Here is an 18,646-nt window from a genome sequence, read left to right as displayed (position 1 = left end):
TTTCCACCATGATCGCACATACCTCCGGGCGCACCTCGATGCGCCCCACCATGCCACGTCGTCTCGCATCGCTGGTCGCCCTCGCGGCGCTGGCCGCCCTCGGGGCCTGTGATGGCGACGAGGTCATCGACCCGCCGTTTGCCGACACCATCAAGCCCACCGTGGCGATGGCGAAGGGCAATCCCACGGCGGACTCGCTCCTGGCCGTCACCATCAACGCCAACGACAACATCGGGCTCAAGCGCGTGCGCCTGCTGCTCGAAGGCGGCATCACGGCGGCGTACGACACCGTGATGACGAGCGCGGTGACCTCGCTGACGCTGTACGTCAACATCCGCGTGCCGTCCAACGCACCCATCGGCGCCACCGTCACGGCACGCGCCGTGGCCACGGACGGCGCCGGCAACATGTCCGATACCGCACGGGTAGCGCTCACGATCGGCAACCTCGAGCCGCCGGTGTCGGTGATCACCAGTCCGGTGGCCAATTCGCCGGTGGTGAGCGGCAAGGCGCTGGTGCTCTCCCTGTCCGGCAAGGCCCGCTATCGCGTGCGGACGCTGGGCTATCAGATCTCCGGTGCATACAACACCAGGGACTCGGTGCAGTTCTCGTCGCCGCTCAAGGACTCGGTGGCGATCCTCGACACACTCGTCATCCCCGATTCGGTGCGGGGTGCGACCATCCAGGTCACGCCGTTCATCATCGACTCGCTGAACCAGCGTGTGCCGGGCAACCCGGTCTCGTATGCCGTGCAGAGCCCTGCCAACGCCAACACCGTGCCGGTCGTGCGCAATGGCGTGGCGAAGCGCATCGAAGTGCGCGACACGGTCTTCGTGGAAGCCACCGATCCGGTGGGTATCTCCACGCTGGGCTACGAAGTGCGCTCCACCACGGGACAGCTGCTCGCGGCCGATTCGGTGAGCTCCGACGGCACGTTCTCGACCCTGGTGCGCACGTTCACCGTGCGGGTGCCGGTCAGCGTGTTCCCCACCCAGGTGGCCGTGTACGGCTTTGCGCGCAACGCCAACGGACGCCGCGATGTGGCCCGCTTCGGCAATGGTGCGCTCCGGCAGGACACCGTGATGGTGGTGGCCGGTCACACCCGGGCCCTTCCGCAGGGTGGCGAGTTGGCCGATGCGCTCTACTTCGAGCGCAACGATCGCCTCTACATGAGCAACATCGAGCGCAACTGGCTCGAGGTGTTCAGTCTCGCGGATTCCACGTTCGGGACGCCGATCGCCGTGGGCTCACGCCCCTGGGGACTGGCTGCCTGGCCGCGTAATCGCTCCGGCGAAATGGCCGACACGCTCATGGTCGCCAATTCCGGCGGTACGAACATCAGCTACGTCGATCTCAAGGCGGGAGCCAGTGGGCGCGAGGTGTATCGCTACCCCCTGCCCAACATCATCGTCTACACGATCACGTCCACCAAGTCGCAGAACACCGATCAGGTCATCACGCAGCGCACCGTGCACGACTTCAGTGATCGCCCGCAGTATCTGGCGAGCACGTGCAAGGGCGGACTCACGGCCGCGTCGCCCTGCGAGGATGTGATCGCGGTGTACTCCACCACGCCCACGCCGGGCCAGACGGAACCGTTCCCGAGCATGGGGTCGATCCGCTGGGAGAACCTCTCGAAGCACTCCACGCACTTCTTCTTCGAGCAGGCCATCGGACAGTCGCAGGGACGCTCGGATACCCTGGAAATCGTGCGCTTCGCGGCGGGCGGTGTCGGATCGGACTCGGTGCTGGTGCCGTACAAGCAGCAGGTCACCACCGGCGGCTCCACGTACGACTACTCCATCGTGGTCCGCATCGATCGGCTCGCGTTCCGTGACACCACCTACGTGCGCGGTTCGGGCAACTTCCGTCGGGCCGTGTTCGGTGAAGGCGGTCCGGTGCTGGGCAGCCGGGCCATGACCTACGACGCCACGATGGGCTTCGATCTCACGCCCCCGCTTCCCGTGATCGACCGCGGCATCTCGCGCCCGCTCGATGTGTCGGATTTCATCGCGAACACTTTCTCGCGGGTTCAGGGGGTGGGCGTGAACTTCGATGGTGAACTCAATGCGGTGAAGGGCGACTCCACCTATCTGTTCGACAGCACGCTCCGACTGCAGGGTATCCTGCAGTCGCGACCGAGCCCGGGTGGTCTCGACTTCCATCCGTTGAACACGGGGCCGCGTTCACCCACGCTGCGCACCCGCCTGGCTTTCGTGGCCTCGAGTGATCCCGTGATCGATGTGTTCGACACCTACTGCTATCGCAAGATCGCCTCGGTGGCCATCCGCGACCCGATCATCGGTCCGGTGCGTGCCGCGGTGCGCCCGAACGGCCAGCTCGTGCTGGTGGGTGCCACCATCCGTGGTGTGACCATGGTCGCCCTGCCGGACTCGTTCACCACGAGCTGCCAGTAGACCGAGCTGTCTGGAACACGATGGGAGCACCGTGGTGCTCCCATCGACTTCCGCTGCACTCCGGGAGGAGGCGCACGGCGAGTGGGTGGATTCGGGAGCATGCTCCCGCGTCCGCGCCCTACACGCCGGGCCCTCCTCCCGTCTACGTTCCGGGATATGTCGAACCTCCGCTTCACCACCGCTGGCGAGTCCCATGGACCCGCGCTGATTTCCGTGCTCGAGGGAATGCCGGCCGGCGTTCCCCTGCTGGCCGTCGATGTCGATACCGAACTGGCGCGGCGTCAGCAGGGCTATGGACGCGGACGCCGCATGCAGATCGAAACCGATCGCATCGAATTCCTGTCGGGTGTGCGCGCCGGTGAGACGCTCGGTTCGCCGATCGCGATGATGATCCGCAACAGCGACTGGAAGAATTGGCAGGAGATCATGGATCCCGCGCCGCGTGAGGGCGACACCGGTGGCCTGCGCAAGCGGCATGTGACCCGTGTGCGTCCGGGGCACGCCGATCTCACGGGCATCCTCAAGTACGACCGCGACGATGCGCGGGACATTCTCGAGCGCGCGTCGGCGCGTGAGACCACCGCCCGCGTTGCCGCAGCCGCCATCTGCCGGGTCCTGCTGCGCGAACTGGGCATCCACATCGGTTCGCATCTCGTGCACCTCGGCGGAATCGACGCGGCGAGACCGGACGACCTGCCGCAGGATCTCAATGCCGCGTCCGATGCGTCGCCATTGCGTACGCTCGACAGGGACGCCGAAGCGCGCATGATCGCCCTCATCGACACGACGAAGCGGGAGGGCAACACCCTGGGCGGCATCTGCGAAGTCGTGGTGACGGGGCTGCCGGTGGGCCTGGGCTCGCATGTGTCCTGGGATCGCCGGATCGACGGACGGTTGGGGCAGGCCATGCTCTCCATTCCCGCGGTGAAGGGCGTGGAGATCGGCCTGGGCTTCGAAACGGCCCGCCGGACCGGCGCCGAGGTGCACGATGAAATCGAAGCCGCGCCCGGTCGTACGCGGGCAGGTCATGTCCGGCGTCGCACCAACCGCGCCGGCGGCACCGAAGGCGGCATGACCACCGGTGAGCCGCTGGTCGTCCGGGTGGCCATGAAGCCCATTTCCACGCTGATGCGGCCCCTGGGCACGGTCGACATGGCCACGGGGCAGGCGGCGCAGGCGGTGGCGGAACGCAGTGACGTCACTGCCGTACCGGCCATGGGCGTGATCGCCGAGGCGATGGCCGCCTGGGTGCTGGCAGACGCGGTGCTCGAGAAGTTCGGCGGTGATTCACTGGACGAAGTCCGGCGCAACCTCGACGGTTATCTCCGGCAGCTCGACGCGCGGGTCGACAGCCGGGTCGATGGTCATGCCGACCGCCACGCCGACGGGCCCGCGTCCTGAGCCTGCCGGTGCCTGACCACGCGGATCGCCCGAATCGCAAGGATCGCACGGGCCGGCTGACGGGCCGGCAGATCGACGGACATATCGTTCTGGTGGGCCTGCCGGGGGCGGGTAAAACCACCGTTGGGCGGGCCGTGGCCAAAGCGCTGCGTCGTCCGTTCCTCGATTTTGATGTCGAGATCGAGCGTCGGGCGGGGATGCCGGTGGCCCGCATCTTCGCCGAGCGGGGGGAAGTGGCGTTCCGGGAGATGGAGGTGGCATTGACCCGTGAACTCGCCGCGGCTCCGCCCATGGTGCTCTCGCCTGGCGGCGGCTGGGTGACCAATGCCGGGGTGATCGAACTGCTCAGACCACCCGGCTACCTCATCCATCTCCTGGTATCGCCAGCCGAAGCCCTGCGTCGTCTCTCGCGGTCGCGTGTGGTGCGCCCGTTGCTGGCGCAGGCGGACCCATCCATAAAAATGCAGGCACTTTGGGAGGCTCGTGCCGGGCTCTACGGGAAAGCCGATATGGTTCTGAATGTGGAAGTTGTTGAACCGCAACGCATTACGGATTCCATCGTGGCGCTTGCCCACGGCAGGACGCCGGAGATAGGTTAGGAAATGGACGATCGCTGGATGCCGGTTGTGGCCGAATTGCGGGAGAGATTCTCCGCCGACACCGATGTGATAGAGGTGGAGGCGTACCTTTCGTCACAAGGATACGATCGGCGTCAAATTGGTGAGATTCTTTCCCTGCTGTTCAGCGATACTGTGCCGTCTCCGATGTGGGGCGGCGCGAACGATGCTCGGGAACCATCTCTGCGGGTGCAGGGTCCTCACGAGCGTGGTCGGTTCGCCGCCGACGCCTGGGGATATCTGATTTCACTCCACCGGGCCGGCGCCGTGAACCTTATCGACTTCGAGCAACTCGTGGAGCGTGCGCTGATCCATGTCGATGGCCGGATCACTCTGACGGATGTCCGCGCCATCGCGGAAGACATCGGAGTCGACGATGGCGCCATGGGCCGGGAGCGCCCCCTGATTCACTGAGCTGATGCCAATCAAGAAGGCTGCCAAAAAGGCGGCGACAAAGAAGACGGCGAAAAAAGCGACGACGACGGCGGCCACAAAGGCTGCTGGCGCCAAGGCGCCTGCCACGTCGTCCGCAAAAACCGCACGGAAAGCGCCGGCCCGGAAGACACCGGCTTCGAAAACCGCAGCCCGCAAGACCGCGGCTGGGAAGGCCACGTCCGGCAAGGCGACCGCCGGTAAGGCGACCGCCCGCAAGGCCGCGCTGCGCGCCGAGCCGGTCGATCTGCCGGACGACGAGCCGGCGCCGGCTGGCGGGACGTCGCTCGTCATCGTCGAGTCGCCCGCCAAGGCCAAGACCATCGGCAAGTACCTCGGCCGCGGCTACACGGTGAAAGCCACCGTCGGCCACGTGCGCGACCTGCCGGCCAAGAAGCTCGGTATCGATATCGATCACGGCTTTGCCCCCGAGTACGTCACCATCGAGGGCAAGGAAGACATCCTCACCGATCTGAAGAAGATCGCCAAGGGTGCGCGCGAGATCTTCATCGCTACCGACCCTGATCGCGAAGGCGAAGCCATCGGCTGGCATGTGGAGCAGTATTTCACGCAGCCCCGGCGTCACGCCGTCTCGGCGCCCATCCGCCGCGTGATGTTCCATGAGATCACCAAGGACGCGGTGCACAAGTCCATGGCGAAGCCCACGGATATCGACAACCGCAAGGTGGAAGCGCAGCAGGCCCGGCGGGTGCTCGACCGGTTGGTGGGATACAAGGCCAGCCCGGTTCTGTGGAAGACCGTGAAAAAAGGACTGTCCGCCGGCCGTGTGCAGACCGTGGCGCTGCGACTCATCGTGGAACGGGAGCGCGAGATCCGCGCGTTCACACCCGTCGAGTACTGGAGCATCGCCGCCGATCTGCAGAAGGGGCAGCAGGCGTTCACGGCCAAGCTCCATCAGGTGGACGGCAAGAAGCCCGAAATCCACAAGGGTGAGGAAGCCGAGCGCATTCTTGCCGATCTGAAGGGACGCAAGGAGTTCGTGGTCACCGAAGTGAAGCGGCGCGAACGTCGCAAGAACCCGGCGGCGCCATTCACCACGTCCACACTGCAGCAGGAAGCGGCGAAGAAGCTGGGTTTCGGTTCCAAGCGCACGATGCGCCTCGCGCAGGATCTGTACGAAGGCATCGACATCGGCATCGATGGCGCGTCGGGCCTCATCACGTACATGCGTACCGATTCCACGCGTGTGTCGGAAGATGCGGCCAACGCCGCCCGCGAGACTCTGCGTGCGCAGTTCGGTGACGACTTCCTCGCGGCGGCCCCGCAGCTCTATCCGAGCGGCAAGGCCAATGCGCAGGATGCACACGAAGGCGTGCGTCCCACCGACCCATCGCGTCGTCCTGAGCATGTGCAGAAGCATCTCACGGCCGATCAGTTCAAGCTCTATCAGCTCATCTGGCAGCGCTTCATGGCGTCGCAGATGGCGCCCGCGGTGTTCGACACCACCACGGTCGATTTCGACATCCCGGTGAAGACACCCGAGGGAGATCGTCGCTATCTGTTCCGCGCCACGGGCTCCGTCGTGAAGTTCCAGGGCTTCCTCGCGCTCTATCGTGAAGCCCGCGAAGAGGGAGACGCCAAGGCGCTCGAAGACGAGCAGGCGTTGCCGGTGCTCGACGTGGACGAGAAGGTGCCCGTGAAGGCCATCACGCCCACACAGCACTTCACCGAGCCGCCACCGCGTTTCTCCGAAGCGTCGCTCGTGAAGGAACTCGAGCGGCTAGGCATCGGTCGGCCGTCCACCTATGCGTCCATCATCTCCGTGCTGGCCGAGCGTCGTTACGTCTCGCTCGAACAGCGCCGGTTCTTCCCCACGTCGCTGGGCGAAACGGTGGAGAAGGTGATGGTGAAGAAATTCCCCGATGTGTTCAACGTCGGCTTCACCGCGCAGATGGAGGAGGAACTCGACAAGATCGCCGACGGCGAGATCGACTGGGTGCATGCGCTGGGCGATTTCTGGACGCCGTTCCAGCGCACGCTCAATGACAACGATCTCGATGTGCTCATCGGGGAGGCGTACGATCTTTCCGGACTGGCCAGCGAGCGTTGCCCGGAGTGCGGCGGCAAGCTGGTGGCCAAAGGCGGTTTCTTCGGACCGTTCATCGCCTGTGAGAATCATCCCAAGGCCTGCAAGTACACGCGCCCCATCAAGGGCGAGAAGAAGCCGGCGGAGCTCACGAGCTATCTCTGTCAGGAATGTGGTGCCCCCATGGTCATCCGGCATGGACGGTCGGGCGACTTCCTGGGGTGCAGCCGATTCCCGAAGTGTCGCGGCACGCGTTCCATGCCCACCGGCGTGAAGTGTCCCAAGGACGGCGGTGAGATCGCCGAACGGCGCAGCAAGAAGCGCGGCAAGGCGTTCTACGGTTGCGAGAACTATCCCAACTGCGACTTCGTCGTGTGGGACAAGCCCGTGCCCGAAACCTGTCCCGAGTGCGGGTACGTGGGCGCCGAAGCCAAGAGCAACAAGACGCGCGGCAACTACCGGAAGTGCCTCAAGTGTGGCAACGAGTGGGATGTGGCCACACCCGCGGAGGCCGAGGACGTCGCTGAGGTGGCGTGAGCACCCCGATGACGACACCGCTTTTGCAGCGCGACACGAAATCCGAGACGAGGTCCGACACGAATCGCGGTGCGACGTCACCGGTGCACATCGTCGGTGGTGGTCTCGCCGGCAGTGAGGCGGCGTGGCAGCTGGCGGAGCGTGGGCACGACGTCGTGGTCCACGAGATGCGCCCCGTACGGGGCACGGCGGCGCATCGGACGGAGCGTCTCGGTGAGCTGGTGTGCTCGAACACGTTCAAGAGCACGGAGACCTCCAACGCCCATGGCCTGCTCAAGGCCGAGATGCGCGCGCTGGGTTCGCTCATTCTCACCTGTGCCGACGAAGCCCGCGTACCGGGGGGCAGTGCGCTGACGGTCGACCGCGACGTCTTTTCGCAGGGCGTGCACGAGCGATTGCACGCCCATCCGCGCATCACGGTCACGCGCGAAGAAGTCACCGAATTGCCGGACGTGGGTGTGATCGCCACCGGTCCGCTCACCAGTGACGCACTGGCCGAACGCATTCGCGCGCGACTCGGAGTGGAGTCGCTCGCGTTCTACGACGCGATCGCACCGGTGGTGTCGGTGGAATCCATCGATCAGGGCATCGCATTCCGCGCTTCCCGCTGGGGCAAGGAGACGATGGAAGGCGCGGGTGAGGAAGGGGCGTTCCTGAACTGCCCATTCACGAAGGACGAATACGACGCGTTCGTCGCCGCGCTCACGACGGCCGATCAGTTCACGGCGCACGAATTCGACGCGGTGCCGTATTTCGAAGGCTGCATGCCCGTGGAGGAGATGGCGCGTCGTGGTCCGGAGACGTTGCGCTTCGGTCCGATGAAGCCCATCGGGCTGCGCGACCCGCGCACCGATCGCAAGCCCTGGGCGGTGGCGCAGCTCCGCATGGAGGACCGCGGCGGTCGCATGTGGAATCTGGTCGGATTCCAGACGCGGCTGCGCATCCCTGAGCAGGCGCGTGTCTTCCGGATGATTCCGGGCCTCGCCGAGGCGGAGTTTCTGCGCTACGGCAGCATCCATCGCAATTCGTACGTGAACGCTCCGGCGGCCCTGTCGTCGCACCTGTCGTTGCGGGATGCCCCGACCACGCTCTTCGCCGGGCAGATCACCGGTGTGGAGGGCTACACCGAGAGCAGCGCGACGGGACTGATCGCCGGCATCAATCTCTCGCGTATGCTGCGTGGTGAGGAGCCCGTCGTGCCCCCCGTCGCATCCATGCTCGGCGCGCTGTATCGTTATCTGCGGGAAGCCGATCCGAAGCACTTCCAGCCGATGAACGCCAACTTTGGTCTGCTCGATGAGCTCGAGGGCGTGCCGGCCAAGGTGCTGAAGGACAAGGTCCGCAAGCGCGAACTGTTTGCCGAGCGTGCCCTGCAGGCAATGGAGGCCTGGCGTGACGAACACGAACTCCTCGCGCACGCCTGACGAGGGTGAAGACCTGCACGGGAATCCGGACGAAGCGCCGGATCGCGCGACCGACGAAGCTCCGCTACCCGTCGAGATCCGCGAGTTCCTGACGCATCTCGAAAAGGAACGCGATCTCTCCGTGAATACGTTGCAGGCCTACCGGCGCGATTTGCGGGAGTTCTCGACGTGGCTGGCGATCACCCACGGCATTGCCGGATGGGACTGGAACGAGCTCACGCGCGCCACCATCCGTGGGTACATGGGGCATCTCACGCGACGCGGCCTGGCCAAACGGTCGGTGGCCCGCCAGCTCTCGGCCGTGCGCGGTTTCTATCGCTGGATGCATCGCGACGAACGGGTCGACGTCAATCCGGCGCGGGCGGTAGGCTCGCCGAAACTCCCGCGCACCCTGCCGGCCTGGCTCGACCGGCAGCAGGCGGAGACGCTGCTGCAGCACGCGGCCACACGCGCGCAGAGTCTCGAGTTCACCGATGTGCGCAATCTCGCCATGCTCGAGCTGTTCTACTCGAGCGGCCTGCGGCTTTCCGAGTTGCGCGGCGTGGATCTGGCCGACCTCGATCTCGTGTCGCAGCAGGTGAAGGTGCGTGGCAAGGGGCGCAAGGAGCGGATCGTGCCACTGGGCGATCACGCGCAGCGCGCACTGCGCAACTACCTGCTGAAACGCGACGCCCTGCTCGCACGCGTGGGGGAAACGCGACGCGCGAACAAGTCAGGCACGCCGCTCTCCCGTGGCGCCGTGTTTCTCAGTGAACGGGGCACCCGCATCAGCGTCCGGGCCGTGCAGCATGCCATGGTCACCCTCATGGCCGCCGTGAGTGAAGGAGCCGATCTCACCACGCACTCCCTGCGCCATACGTTCGCCACGCATCTCGTCGATGCCGGCGCCGACCTGCGCGCCGTGCAGGAACTGCTTGGCCACGCCAGCATCAGCACCACGCAGATCTACACGCATACGAGCGTGGATCGTCTCAAGAAAGTGTATCGGCAGGCGCATCCGCGGGCGTAGCGGCGCACGTAACAGCGCGTAACAGCGCGCGCCGGAACGCAAGGCGCGACGTGCGTTGCGAACGTCACCCCGGCGTGCCGCCACTCAGAACGGTCGCGGCCCGCGCGGCATCGAGATTGCCCCCGCACATGATGATCGCCACGGTCTTGCCGGCGAGACGCGGCGCCAGGGCGCGCAAGCCGGCCAGGCCGGTCGCCCCCGCGCCTTCGGCCAGGTTGTGCGTGATGCGCCAGAGATCGCGGATGCTCTGCGCGATGGCGTCGTCCTGCACCAGCACGAAGTCGGCGAGTCCGGCGCGCAAGGCGTCGAACGTCATCGTGTAGCTGCTGCCCGTCGCGATCCCCTCGGCGAACGTGCTAGCCGGCATGCCTGTGCGCATCTGCCCATCACGCCAGGCGTCGTGTTGTGCGGGCGCCCCGGCGCTCTGCACGGCGTAGATCTCGAGCGACGGCTTGAGTGTGTGGGTCACCACGGCGGCACCCACGGCCTGCGACCCACCACCCAGCGCGATCACCACCGCATCGAGAGCGGGGATCTGCTCGAGCAATTCGAGCGTCATCGTGCCCGCTCCGGCGATGACCTCGCGATGGTTGGTGGAGTGCACCAGGGCTTTCTGCTCCCGCGCCGCGAGGTCCGCGCAGGCGCGCGCCGCGTCGTCGTATCGGTCGCCCGTCTCGATGAGTGTGGCGCCATAACTGCGGATGGCCGCGTTCTTCTCGGGGTTGTTGCCCCGGGGCACGCAGATGGTCACCGGCACGCCGCACTGCGCGCCCGACCAGGCCAGGCCGAGTCCGTGGTTGCCGGTGCTGGCGGCGATCACGCCACGGGCGCTGTCCGCACTGGAGAGTGCGGTGATGGACGCGGTGCCGTTGCGCACCTTGAAACTCCCCGTGGGGAGATGGTTCTCGTGTTTCACCCAGACGCGGACATCATGTCCCACGAGGGCATCGAGTTCCGGATAGCGGCGGACCGGCGAAGGATCGAGAAAGGGCAGCAGCCGGTTGCGCGCCGCCAGCACGTCCGCGTAGGCGATGGGATACATTGTACAAATATGTCTCTTCCACAGGTTCGGGCGACCACCATTCTTGCCGTACGGCGCAATGGACAGGTGGCCATCGGCGGTGACGGTCAGGTGTCGGTGGGCGACACGGTGGCCAAGCAGCGTGCCGTGAAGGTGCGCACCCTGAAAGGTGGCCGGGTGCTGGCGGGTTTTGCCGGCTCGGTGGCCGACGCGCTCACGCTGTTCGAGAAGTTCGAGGAGAAACTCGAACGCCATCCGGGCAATCTGCCCCGCGCCGCCGTCGAACTGGCCAAGGAGTGGCGCAGCGATCGTGTGCTGCGCCGACTCGAGGCCATGCTCATCGTCGCCGATGTCGATCACGGCTTCATGTTGAGCGGCAACGGGGAACTGATCGAACCCGATGACGGCATCCTGGCCATCGGCTCGGGCGGCGCCTACGCCCAGGCCGCCGCCCGCGCGCTGATGCGCGAGACCACGCTCGCGCCCCGGGACATCGTGGAGAAGGCGCTCACCATTGCGGGCGAGATCTGCATCTACACGAACACCAACATCACGGTGCTGGAGCCGGCGCGCCCGGCTCCATAATCCGCTGTCCGGAGGGGGCTATTTTGCTCCCATCCGCATGACCCAGCTCGCTTTCACGAACACCCCGTCGGCCACACGCCGCAGACGATCGAAGGCCAGGGCATCGGGTTCGGTCAGGCTGCTTCCGTAACCCGCGAAGAACACCGTGCCCGGGCTCGGACGATAGGCAAAGAGCCAGTCGGCCCGCAGCAGATTGGAGCGGGTCGCCGTGAGCGGACGGAATGTGCCGTCGGAGAGTTGCGTGACCAGCACCTGACCCGTGCGCCAGTCACGCAACGCCTCCCGGCGGCTGGCTTCGTACTGCGTGACCAGACGCACGAAGACCGAGCGCGTCATCTGATACTCCGCCTTGATGCGCGGGATCTGCGTGCTGTACGACGAGCTGCCGTCCATGCGGCGGATGAACTCGTTGCTCGCATACGTGGCATTCACGCGCAGGCGCGTGTCCGGACGCCAGTCCACCGACCCCGTGATCGCCGTGCGGTTCACGCGTGCCGTTTCGTTGAAGTCGACGTCGTTGGCCAGCATGTACGTGGCGTTGGCCGCGAACCGGCGGAACTGCGGCGTGCCCAGCGAGAACTGCTGCGAGAACGTCGTGATGCGCGGCGATGGGGTGAACGGCACCGGCGTGCCCGAGCCGTTCGGCACCTGCAGGCCGCCGAACGCTGCCGGATCGAACGCATACGTGGAGAGGGTGGGGGTGTAGCCCACCGACCAGCCACGACGCAGCGTCAGTGTGCTGCCCGCGCTCGCCTTCGATTCCAGGAGAGGCTGGGCGTCGAAGAAGTCGGCGTACGTCCAGATGGCGTTGCTCTGCAGGAACAACTGATACCGTTCGAAGAGCTCGCCCGGTTTGCCGAACACCGTGAACCGGTTCGACGCACTCGGCTGCACATATCCCGTCCGCGCCACGAAACCGTTGTCCGAGCGGAAGCCGGGTTGAATGCCCAGCAGATTGTAGTGGAACCCCCAGCTCTTGCCGGTGCGATCGACGACCGCTTCCCACAACGCACCCGAAGAGCGGACACCACGATCGCTCGTGCTGCTCGAAGCGAACTGGCCCGACGCGTAGTACTTGCCGCCGAACACATGGCGCACGTCGCCACCGATGACGTGATTGGACCGCTGATCGCTGGAGCGGTCGCTGAACAGCAGGCCACTCTGCGATTGCAGGCTGAAGTCACGCGCGATGCGCACGATGTTGACCAGCGCCTTGGCGTCGTCCGCCACACCGGGCGGTGAATCGAAGGCCGAGAGCACCGCGATGTTCGCACGCCCCACGCGTCCGGTGAGTTTGGCCGCGGCGGTGGGCTGCACGATACGGCGCGTGTACACGAGCGTGTTCGGCACGTTGAACGCATCCGCGCCTTCCACGAAGAAGGGACGGCGTTCCGGGTAGAACAATGCGAACCGCTGATCCGCGGCCACCTGCGTGGCGTCGGCTTCCACCTGCGAGAAGTCGGGGCGGATGGTGCCGTTCAGCACGAAGTTGCTGCCCAGCCCGGCCCGGACGTTGCCGCCCACCCGCGGCGTGTTGGTGTACCGCCAGTCGCTGCCCGTGCCGCCGGGAGACAGCGGTGCCGGTGCGCCAGCCGTGGTGTTGGTGAGCTCCGGATTGAGCAGCACATCCACTCCGCGCTGCAGTCCGGAGAGGCCGCTGATGTACCCCTCCTGCGCGATGAACGACGCGGCGCCGCGCGCGACCGGTGTCCAGGTGCTTTCGTAGCCACTGTGCTGCATCTTGCGGTTGAACTGCAGGCCCCAGCGTTGCACCGCGCGCGAGGGAAAGCGCAGGCTGGAGTAGGGAATGCGGACTTCCACTTCGTAGCCATCGTCGGTGAGACGGCCACGCGACTGCCACAGAAAGTCGGCGCTCAGATCGACCTGACCCGGCGACACGTTCGCCCCCGGAATGAAGCCACCACCTTCGGCCTTGATGCCGTCCGCCTGGATGCCGAACGGATTCACGACGAACACGAAGGCGCGACGGCGTTCCTGAAACGGATCCAGATGGATCTCGATGTAGTCGTCGGCCGTGAGCCGGTCACGGTCTGCGAGCGTCGCACGGACGACTCCGTGCGGCTCGAATGCCCGGATGCCGAAGTAGATCGCATGTGCCGAATACCAGACCCGCACCTCCGTGGAATCGGGTGACGGCACCCCATCGGTGGGGGAGTAGAGGGAGAAGCCGGTGAGGATCGGCACGGTGCTCCACACGGGCTCGTCCAGACGACCATCGATCTCGATGGAGTCGGAACGGGGGGCACCGAGTGGGATATCGGTCTGGCCATTGCGGGCGTGAAATACCTGCGAGGTGGCCGCGGACGGCGTGGTCCTGGGGGTGTGCAGAGGGGACGGGGCAGGTTGCGCAAGGGCTGCGCTGTGAGCCGCCAGCAGCACACCGGCGACCCACCCCACGAAACGGCGGGACTGGGACATCCCCCAAAGCTAGAGCAATTGTTAGCGTTGTATATGCCCTCTGCACGTACGCAACAGGCGATCGCCAGACTCGCGGAGCTCACACCGCGGCAGATCGTCGCCGAACTCGATCGCTATATCGTGGGTCAGGCCAACGCCAAGAAGTCCGTCGCGATCGCCCTGCGGAATCGGTGGCGCCGGCAGCGGGCCCCTGAAGCCATCCGCGACGAGATCTCGCCCAACAACATCATCCTCATCGGACCCACCGGGGTGGGAAAGACCGAGATCGCCAGGCGCCTGGCCCGGCTGTCCGGCGCGCCGTTCGTGAAAGTCGAGGCCTCCAAGTTCACGGAGGTCGGGTATGTCGGACGCGACGTCGAGAGCATGGTACGCGACCTGATCGAAAACGCCATCGACATGGTGCGTTCGGAGCGCGAGACCGAGGTCGAGGATCTGGCCAACGAAAAAGTCGACGAGCGCCTGCTGGAACTGCTGCTGCCCATGCCACCCGTGCCCACCGGAGACACGCCGGAAGCGCGCGCCGATCACGACGCCGCGATCGATCGTCACAAGCGCACCCGGGAGAAGCTCAAGGCGTTGCTGCTGGACGGGCAGCTCGAATCGCGTGAAGTGGAGATCGAAGTCACGCAGACCGGTCCCCGGTTCCCGGGCGCCGCGATGCCCGGTGCGCCGGAAGGCATGGAAGGCGTGGCCGAGTGGTTTCGCGACATGATGCCGAAGAAGCGGAAGAAGCGCACGGTGAAGGTGAGTGAAGCCCGTCGCATCCTGCTCGACGAGGAACTCGACAAACTCATCGATCTCGACGACGTCACCGGTGACGCCGTGGAACGTGCGGAAGCGATGGGCATCGTGTTTCTGGACGAAGTCGACAAGATCGCCGGCTCACGCGGGCAGACCTCCGGCCCCGATGTCTCCCGTGAGGGTGTGCAGCGTGATCTGCTGCCCATCGTGGAAGGCTCGAACGTGCAGACCAAGTACGGCATGGTGAAGACGGATCACATTCTCTTCATCGCCGCGGGCGCGTTTCATGTGTCGAAGCCCAGCGACCTCATTCCCGAGTTGCAGGGCCGTTTCCCCATCCGCGTGGAGCTCGAAGCGCTCACCGAAGCGGATTTTGTCCGCATCATGACCGAGCCCGAGAGCGCGCTCACGCGGCAGTACGCCGCGCTGGTGGAGGCCGAGGGCGCGACGCTGTCGTTTGCCGCCGATGGCGTGGCCGAACTGGCCCGCGTGGCCGCGCGGGTGAACGAGCGCATGGAGAACATCGGCGCGCGTCGGCTGCACACGGTGATGACCACGTTGCTGGAGGAGGTGCTCTACGATCTTCCCGATCGTGGCCAGGGCGCCATCATGGTGGACGCCGACATGGTGCGCGAACGCCTGCGGGCGGTGAGTGAGGACGAGGATCTGCGGAAGTACATTCTGTAGGGGTGGGGTATGGCGGTTGCTGGGGGCGGGGCTGCCAGCGATGCGAACAGACGCCGAATTCCAGGAATGTGGCCGGAGGATCCTGTGGGGTGTTTGTCGCGGTGTTCGATGGGCGATACACTTCGAGAGTATGATTCGAGATATGATCACCTGCCCACAAGATCTCGTTCCCGCCGGCGTTCAACCTGAGGTGCTGACGCGTCAGATCGAGCGCTATCGCCGGATGTCGTACGAGGAGAAGCTGCGCCTGGCTGACGACCTCTATCGGCTCGCCTGGGAGATGACGTGCGCCGGCGTTCGTCTTCGTGAGCCGGCATGTGACGAGTCCGAAGTGCGCCGTCGTGCGAGGGCGATCCTGCGTGCTGCCGCCGACTGACGTTCTTTCCGTGTTTGCGCCGCGTTTTGCGGTGGCAGGCATCGAGTGGATGGTGGCTGGCGGTGTCGCGGCGATTCTCTACGGTGAACCGCGCTTCACACAGGACATCGACGTCGTGGTGGAAATGCAGCCACACGATGCCCAGCGTCTGGTCGCCGCGTTTCCCGATGAAGACTTCTACTGCCCTCCCATCGAGGTCATCGAGGAAGAAGCCCAGCGACCGGTCTTTGGTCATTTCAATTTGCTCCATCTCGAAACCGACGCACGCGCCGATGTGTATCTGGCTGGCGACGATGCGCTCGCACATCGTGGCCTGGCCCATCGGCGGTGGGTGCGATTGTTCGATATGGATATTCCAGTGGCTCCCCCGGAACATGTGATCCTGCACAAACTGCGATTCCGCCGCGAAGGCGCGAGTGACCGTCACCTCCGGGACGTTCGCACGATGCTGCGGGTGTTGGGGGACTCGGTCGATCAACATGCGCTCGAAAACGAAGTCCGTGCACTGGGGCTTCTTCGGGAATGGGAAGCCATGCGGAACCTGCGGGACTGATCTGCGTCGCCCCCGCCCGACCCCGACGCTGCCATTCCCCACATCGTCGGGATATATTCCGAAGTGATCCATCGCTCGGCGCGGCCCTCCAGCCGCGCCGTCTGCATTCCAGCCCCACCGTGGCCCGACCATGCAGGAACCCATGCCGTCCACGCATCGCGATTTCCTGAACATCGCCGATTTCTCCCCGGCCGAGACCTTTGCCCTGCTCGATCTCGCCGAACGTATGCGCACGGGCGCGTACGAGGGGAAACCGCTCGCCGGCAAAGCGCTGGCGATGATCTTCATGAAGTCGTCCACGCGGACGCGGGTTTCGTTCGAGGTGGGCGCCAGTCAGCTCGGCGGCACCGCGCACTTCCTGTCGTCGCGTGACGTGCAACTCGGACGGGGAGAGCCCATCCCCGACACGGCGCGCGTGCTCTCGCGCTACGTGCAGGGGATCATGATCCGCACCTTTGCCCACCAGGATGTGGTCGATCTCGCGGAGTATGCGAGCATCCCCGTCATCAACGGACTCACGGATCTGTCGCACCCGTGTCAGGTGCTCGCCGACGTGCTCACCATCCAGCAGCACCTCGGCGGCGTGCGCGGCAAGACCGTGGCCTGGATCGGCGATGGCAACAACATGGCCAATTCCTGGATGGAAGCCGCGGCGCATCTGGGATTCACACTCCGGTTGGCTTGCCCAGAGGGGTACGACCCCGACGCCCGGTTCCTGGAGCTGGCGCGGGCCAACGGTGGCGATGTGCAACTGCTCCGCGATCCGCGGGAGGCCGTCGCGGGCGCCGATGTGGTGACCACTGATGTCTGGGCCTCGATGGGGCAGGAAGAGGAGCAGGCGCAACGGGCGATGGCTTTCGCCCTGTATCAGGTGGACGCGGATCTCATGCGGCGTGCCGCGCGCCACGCCATCTTCCTGCATTGTCTGCCGGCGCATCGGGGGGAAGAGGTCACGGCCGAGGTGATCGACGGACCGCAGAGTGTCGTCTGGGATGAAGCCGAGAACCGGCTGCACATTCAGAAAGCGATCATGGCGGCGCTCATGGGGAACGAGCCGCTGTAGCAGCCGCTGGATCGGCCGCCGTCGCGAGCGGCTGAAGGTTTCGCGGCTGGCACCACCCCGTGTCTTCGGGCATCTTTAGCCGAACGTGGTCATGGAGACCGCGTCCTGCTTCCATCTTGCCATGACCGCACACGAGACCAGCGCGCAGGCTTCGGCGCTCAAGCGTACGCCGCTGCACGACATCCATGTCGCCCTCGGCGCCAAGATCGTTCCGTTCGCCGGCTACGAGATGCCCGTGCAGTATCCCGCCGGCATCACCGTCGAACACAAGGCCGTCCGCGAAGCCTGCGGCATGTTCGACGTGTCGCACATGGGCGAAGTCATCGTACGTGGACCCGATGCCATCCGCTTCGTGTCGTCGGTGACCAGCAACGACGTCGCCGCCCTGGCCGTGGGGCAGGTGCACTACAGCACACTGCTGCGGAGCGACGGCACGATCGTCGACGATCTGCTCGTCTATCGCTTCGCCGATCACCTCATGCTGGTCATCAACGCCAGCAATCGTGACAAGGATATTGCACATCTCGAGGCGCACATCGGTGGTTTCGAGTGCACCATGGAAGATGTTTCCGACGCGACCGCACTGCTGGCCATCCAGGGCCCCCAGGCGCCGGCCCTCGTGGCCTCACTGGCCGATGTCCCCCTCGACGGCGTGAAGTACTACTGGTTCACCGAAGGCAACGTGGCGGGCATTCCCTGCATCATCTCGCGTACCGGGTACACGGGCGAACTCGGATTCGAACTGTATTTCGACGCCGCAGAGGCCGGTGCCATGTGGAACGCCGTGATGGCCGCGGGCCAGGTCACGCCCTGCGGACTCGGCGCACGGGATACGCTGCGTCTCGAAGCGGGCCTCTGCCTCTACGGCAACGAACTCGACGATCAGGTCACGCCACTCGAAGCCGGTCTCAACTGGCTCGTGAAGCTTGGAAAGACCGAACCGTTCCTGGGCAAGGACGTGCTGCTCCGGCAGCACCAGGACGGCACCGATCGCAAGCTCGTGGGCTTCACGTTCGAGGAGCGCGCCATTCCGCGGCACGGGTATCCGGTGATCTATGGCGGGGTCGCTATCGGTGAGGTGCGCAGCGGGACCATGAGTCCGACGCTCGGCATTCCCGTGGGGACGTGTTATCTGCCGAGTGCGGCGGCCGTCGAAGGCACACGCTTCGAGGTGGATATCCGTGGCAAGCGCATCCCCGCGCGCGTGGTGAAGCTGCCCTTCTACAAGCGCCCGGGGAAGGCGTGAGCAATCGGCCGCGCCCCACCACATCGCGGAGCGGTGCAGTGGACGATGCGG

The 18,646-nt window shown here is 65.7% G+C and carries 15 protein-coding genes; 13 read left to right on the top strand and 2 right to left on the bottom strand.

Going from position 1 to position 18,646, the window contains the following annotated elements; all coding sequences use genetic code 11:
• Window positions 1–8: 8 nt before the first annotated feature.
• From WG208_RS17235 to WG208_RS17205, 7 genes are all read left to right on the top strand, one after another.
• Window positions 9–2,417 (top strand): hypothetical protein, encoded by a 2,409-nt coding sequence (locus tag WG208_RS17235; RefSeq protein WP_337172622.1) that lies wholly within the window; start codon window positions 9–11, stop codon window positions 2,415–2,417.
• 156 nt (window positions 2,418–2,573) lie between these two features.
• Window positions 2,574–3,818 (top strand): chorismate synthase, encoded by a 1,245-nt coding sequence (gene aroC / locus WG208_RS17230; RefSeq protein ID WP_337172621.1) that lies wholly within the window; start codon window positions 2,574–2,576, stop codon window positions 3,816–3,818.
• An 8-nt stretch (window positions 3,819–3,826) separates the two neighbouring features.
• Window positions 3,827–4,417, top strand: coding sequence for a shikimate kinase (locus WG208_RS17225; RefSeq protein ID WP_337172620.1), 591 nt, complete (start codon window positions 3,827–3,829; stop codon window positions 4,415–4,417).
• 3 nt (window positions 4,418–4,420) lie between these two features.
• The gene (locus tag WG208_RS17220; RefSeq protein ID WP_337172619.1) at window positions 4,421–4,849 is read left to right on the top strand and encodes a DUF494 family protein; all 429 of its coding nucleotides are present in this window, start codon (window positions 4,421–4,423) and stop codon (window positions 4,847–4,849) included.
• Window positions 4,850–4,853: 4 nt separating this feature from the next.
• Window positions 4,854–7,451: a type I DNA topoisomerase gene (gene topA / locus WG208_RS17215; RefSeq protein WP_337172618.1), complete on the top strand. Its 2,598-nt coding sequence runs from the start codon at window positions 4,854–4,856 to the stop codon at window positions 7,449–7,451.
• Window positions 7,452–7,459: 8 nt separating this feature from the next.
• Window positions 7,460–8,875 (top strand): methylenetetrahydrofolate--tRNA-(uracil(54)-C(5))-methyltransferase (FADH(2)-oxidizing) TrmFO, encoded by a 1,416-nt coding sequence (trmFO, locus tag WG208_RS17210; RefSeq protein WP_337172617.1) that lies wholly within the window; start codon window positions 7,460–7,462, stop codon window positions 8,873–8,875.
• Window positions 8,844–9,884: a tyrosine recombinase XerC gene (locus WG208_RS17205; RefSeq protein ID WP_337172616.1), complete on the top strand. Its 1,041-nt coding sequence runs from the start codon at window positions 8,844–8,846 to the stop codon at window positions 9,882–9,884. Before trmFO ends, WG208_RS17205 begins: the two co-directional genes overlap by 32 nt.
• 64 nt (window positions 9,885–9,948) lie before the next feature.
• Here the strand turns inward: WG208_RS17205 and WG208_RS17200 are convergent, their stop codons facing one another.
• The gene (locus WG208_RS17200) at window positions 9,949–10,926 is read right to left on the bottom strand and encodes a threonine/serine dehydratase (RefSeq protein WP_337172615.1); all 978 of its coding nucleotides are present in this window, start codon (window positions 10,924–10,926) and stop codon (window positions 9,949–9,951) included.
• Between the two features lie 9 nt (window positions 10,927–10,935).
• Here WG208_RS17200 and hslV point away from each other — a divergent pair, with 9 nt between their 5' ends.
• The gene (hslV, locus tag WG208_RS17195) at window positions 10,936–11,490 is read left to right on the top strand and encodes an ATP-dependent protease subunit HslV (protein ID WP_337172614.1); all 555 of its coding nucleotides are present in this window, start codon (window positions 10,936–10,938) and stop codon (window positions 11,488–11,490) included.
• Window positions 11,491–11,508: 18 nt separating this feature from the next.
• On the opposite strand, the gene WG208_RS17190 is transcribed toward hslV, so the two are convergent.
• On the bottom strand, window positions 11,509–13,929 hold the full coding sequence (locus WG208_RS17190) for a DUF5916 domain-containing protein (RefSeq protein WP_337172613.1): 2,421 nt from the start codon (window positions 13,927–13,929) through the stop codon (window positions 11,509–11,511).
• 33 nt (window positions 13,930–13,962) lie between these two features.
• Between WG208_RS17190 and hslU the strand changes: the two genes are divergently transcribed.
• From hslU to gcvT, 5 genes are all read left to right on the top strand, one after another.
• Entirely contained in the window at window positions 13,963–15,357 is a 1,395-nt protein-coding gene (hslU, locus tag WG208_RS17185; RefSeq protein WP_337172612.1) for an ATP-dependent protease ATPase subunit HslU, read from the top strand.
• A 130-nt stretch (window positions 15,358–15,487) separates the two neighbouring features.
• Window positions 15,488–15,733, top strand: coding sequence for a hypothetical protein (locus WG208_RS17180; protein WP_337172611.1), 246 nt, complete (start codon window positions 15,488–15,490; stop codon window positions 15,731–15,733).
• A complete protein-coding gene (locus WG208_RS17175) occupies window positions 15,717–16,286 on the top strand; it encodes a hypothetical protein (RefSeq protein ID WP_337172610.1) in 570 nt (189 codons plus the stop codon). Before WG208_RS17180 ends, WG208_RS17175 begins: the two co-directional genes overlap by 17 nt.
• A 130-nt stretch (window positions 16,287–16,416) precedes the next feature.
• Window positions 16,417–17,349, top strand: a complete 933-nt coding sequence (argF, locus tag WG208_RS17170; protein WP_337172609.1) for an ornithine carbamoyltransferase — start codon at window positions 16,417–16,419, stop codon at window positions 17,347–17,349.
• Between the two features lie 121 nt (window positions 17,350–17,470).
• Complete coding sequence (gene gcvT, locus WG208_RS17165; RefSeq protein ID WP_337172608.1) at window positions 17,471–18,595, top strand: glycine cleavage system aminomethyltransferase GcvT; 1,125 nt, start codon at window positions 17,471–17,473, stop codon at window positions 18,593–18,595.
• The last annotated feature ends 51 nt before the right edge of the window (window positions 18,596–18,646 follow it).

Origin of the sequence: Gemmatimonas aurantiaca, from assembly GCF_037190085.1 — a bacterium.
Classification (GTDB): domain Bacteria; phylum Gemmatimonadota; class Gemmatimonadetes; order Gemmatimonadales; family Gemmatimonadaceae; genus Gemmatimonas; species Gemmatimonas aurantiaca_A.
Note: the sequence above shows the minus strand (reverse complement) of the source record. Positions and strands in the feature narration are given on the sequence as shown.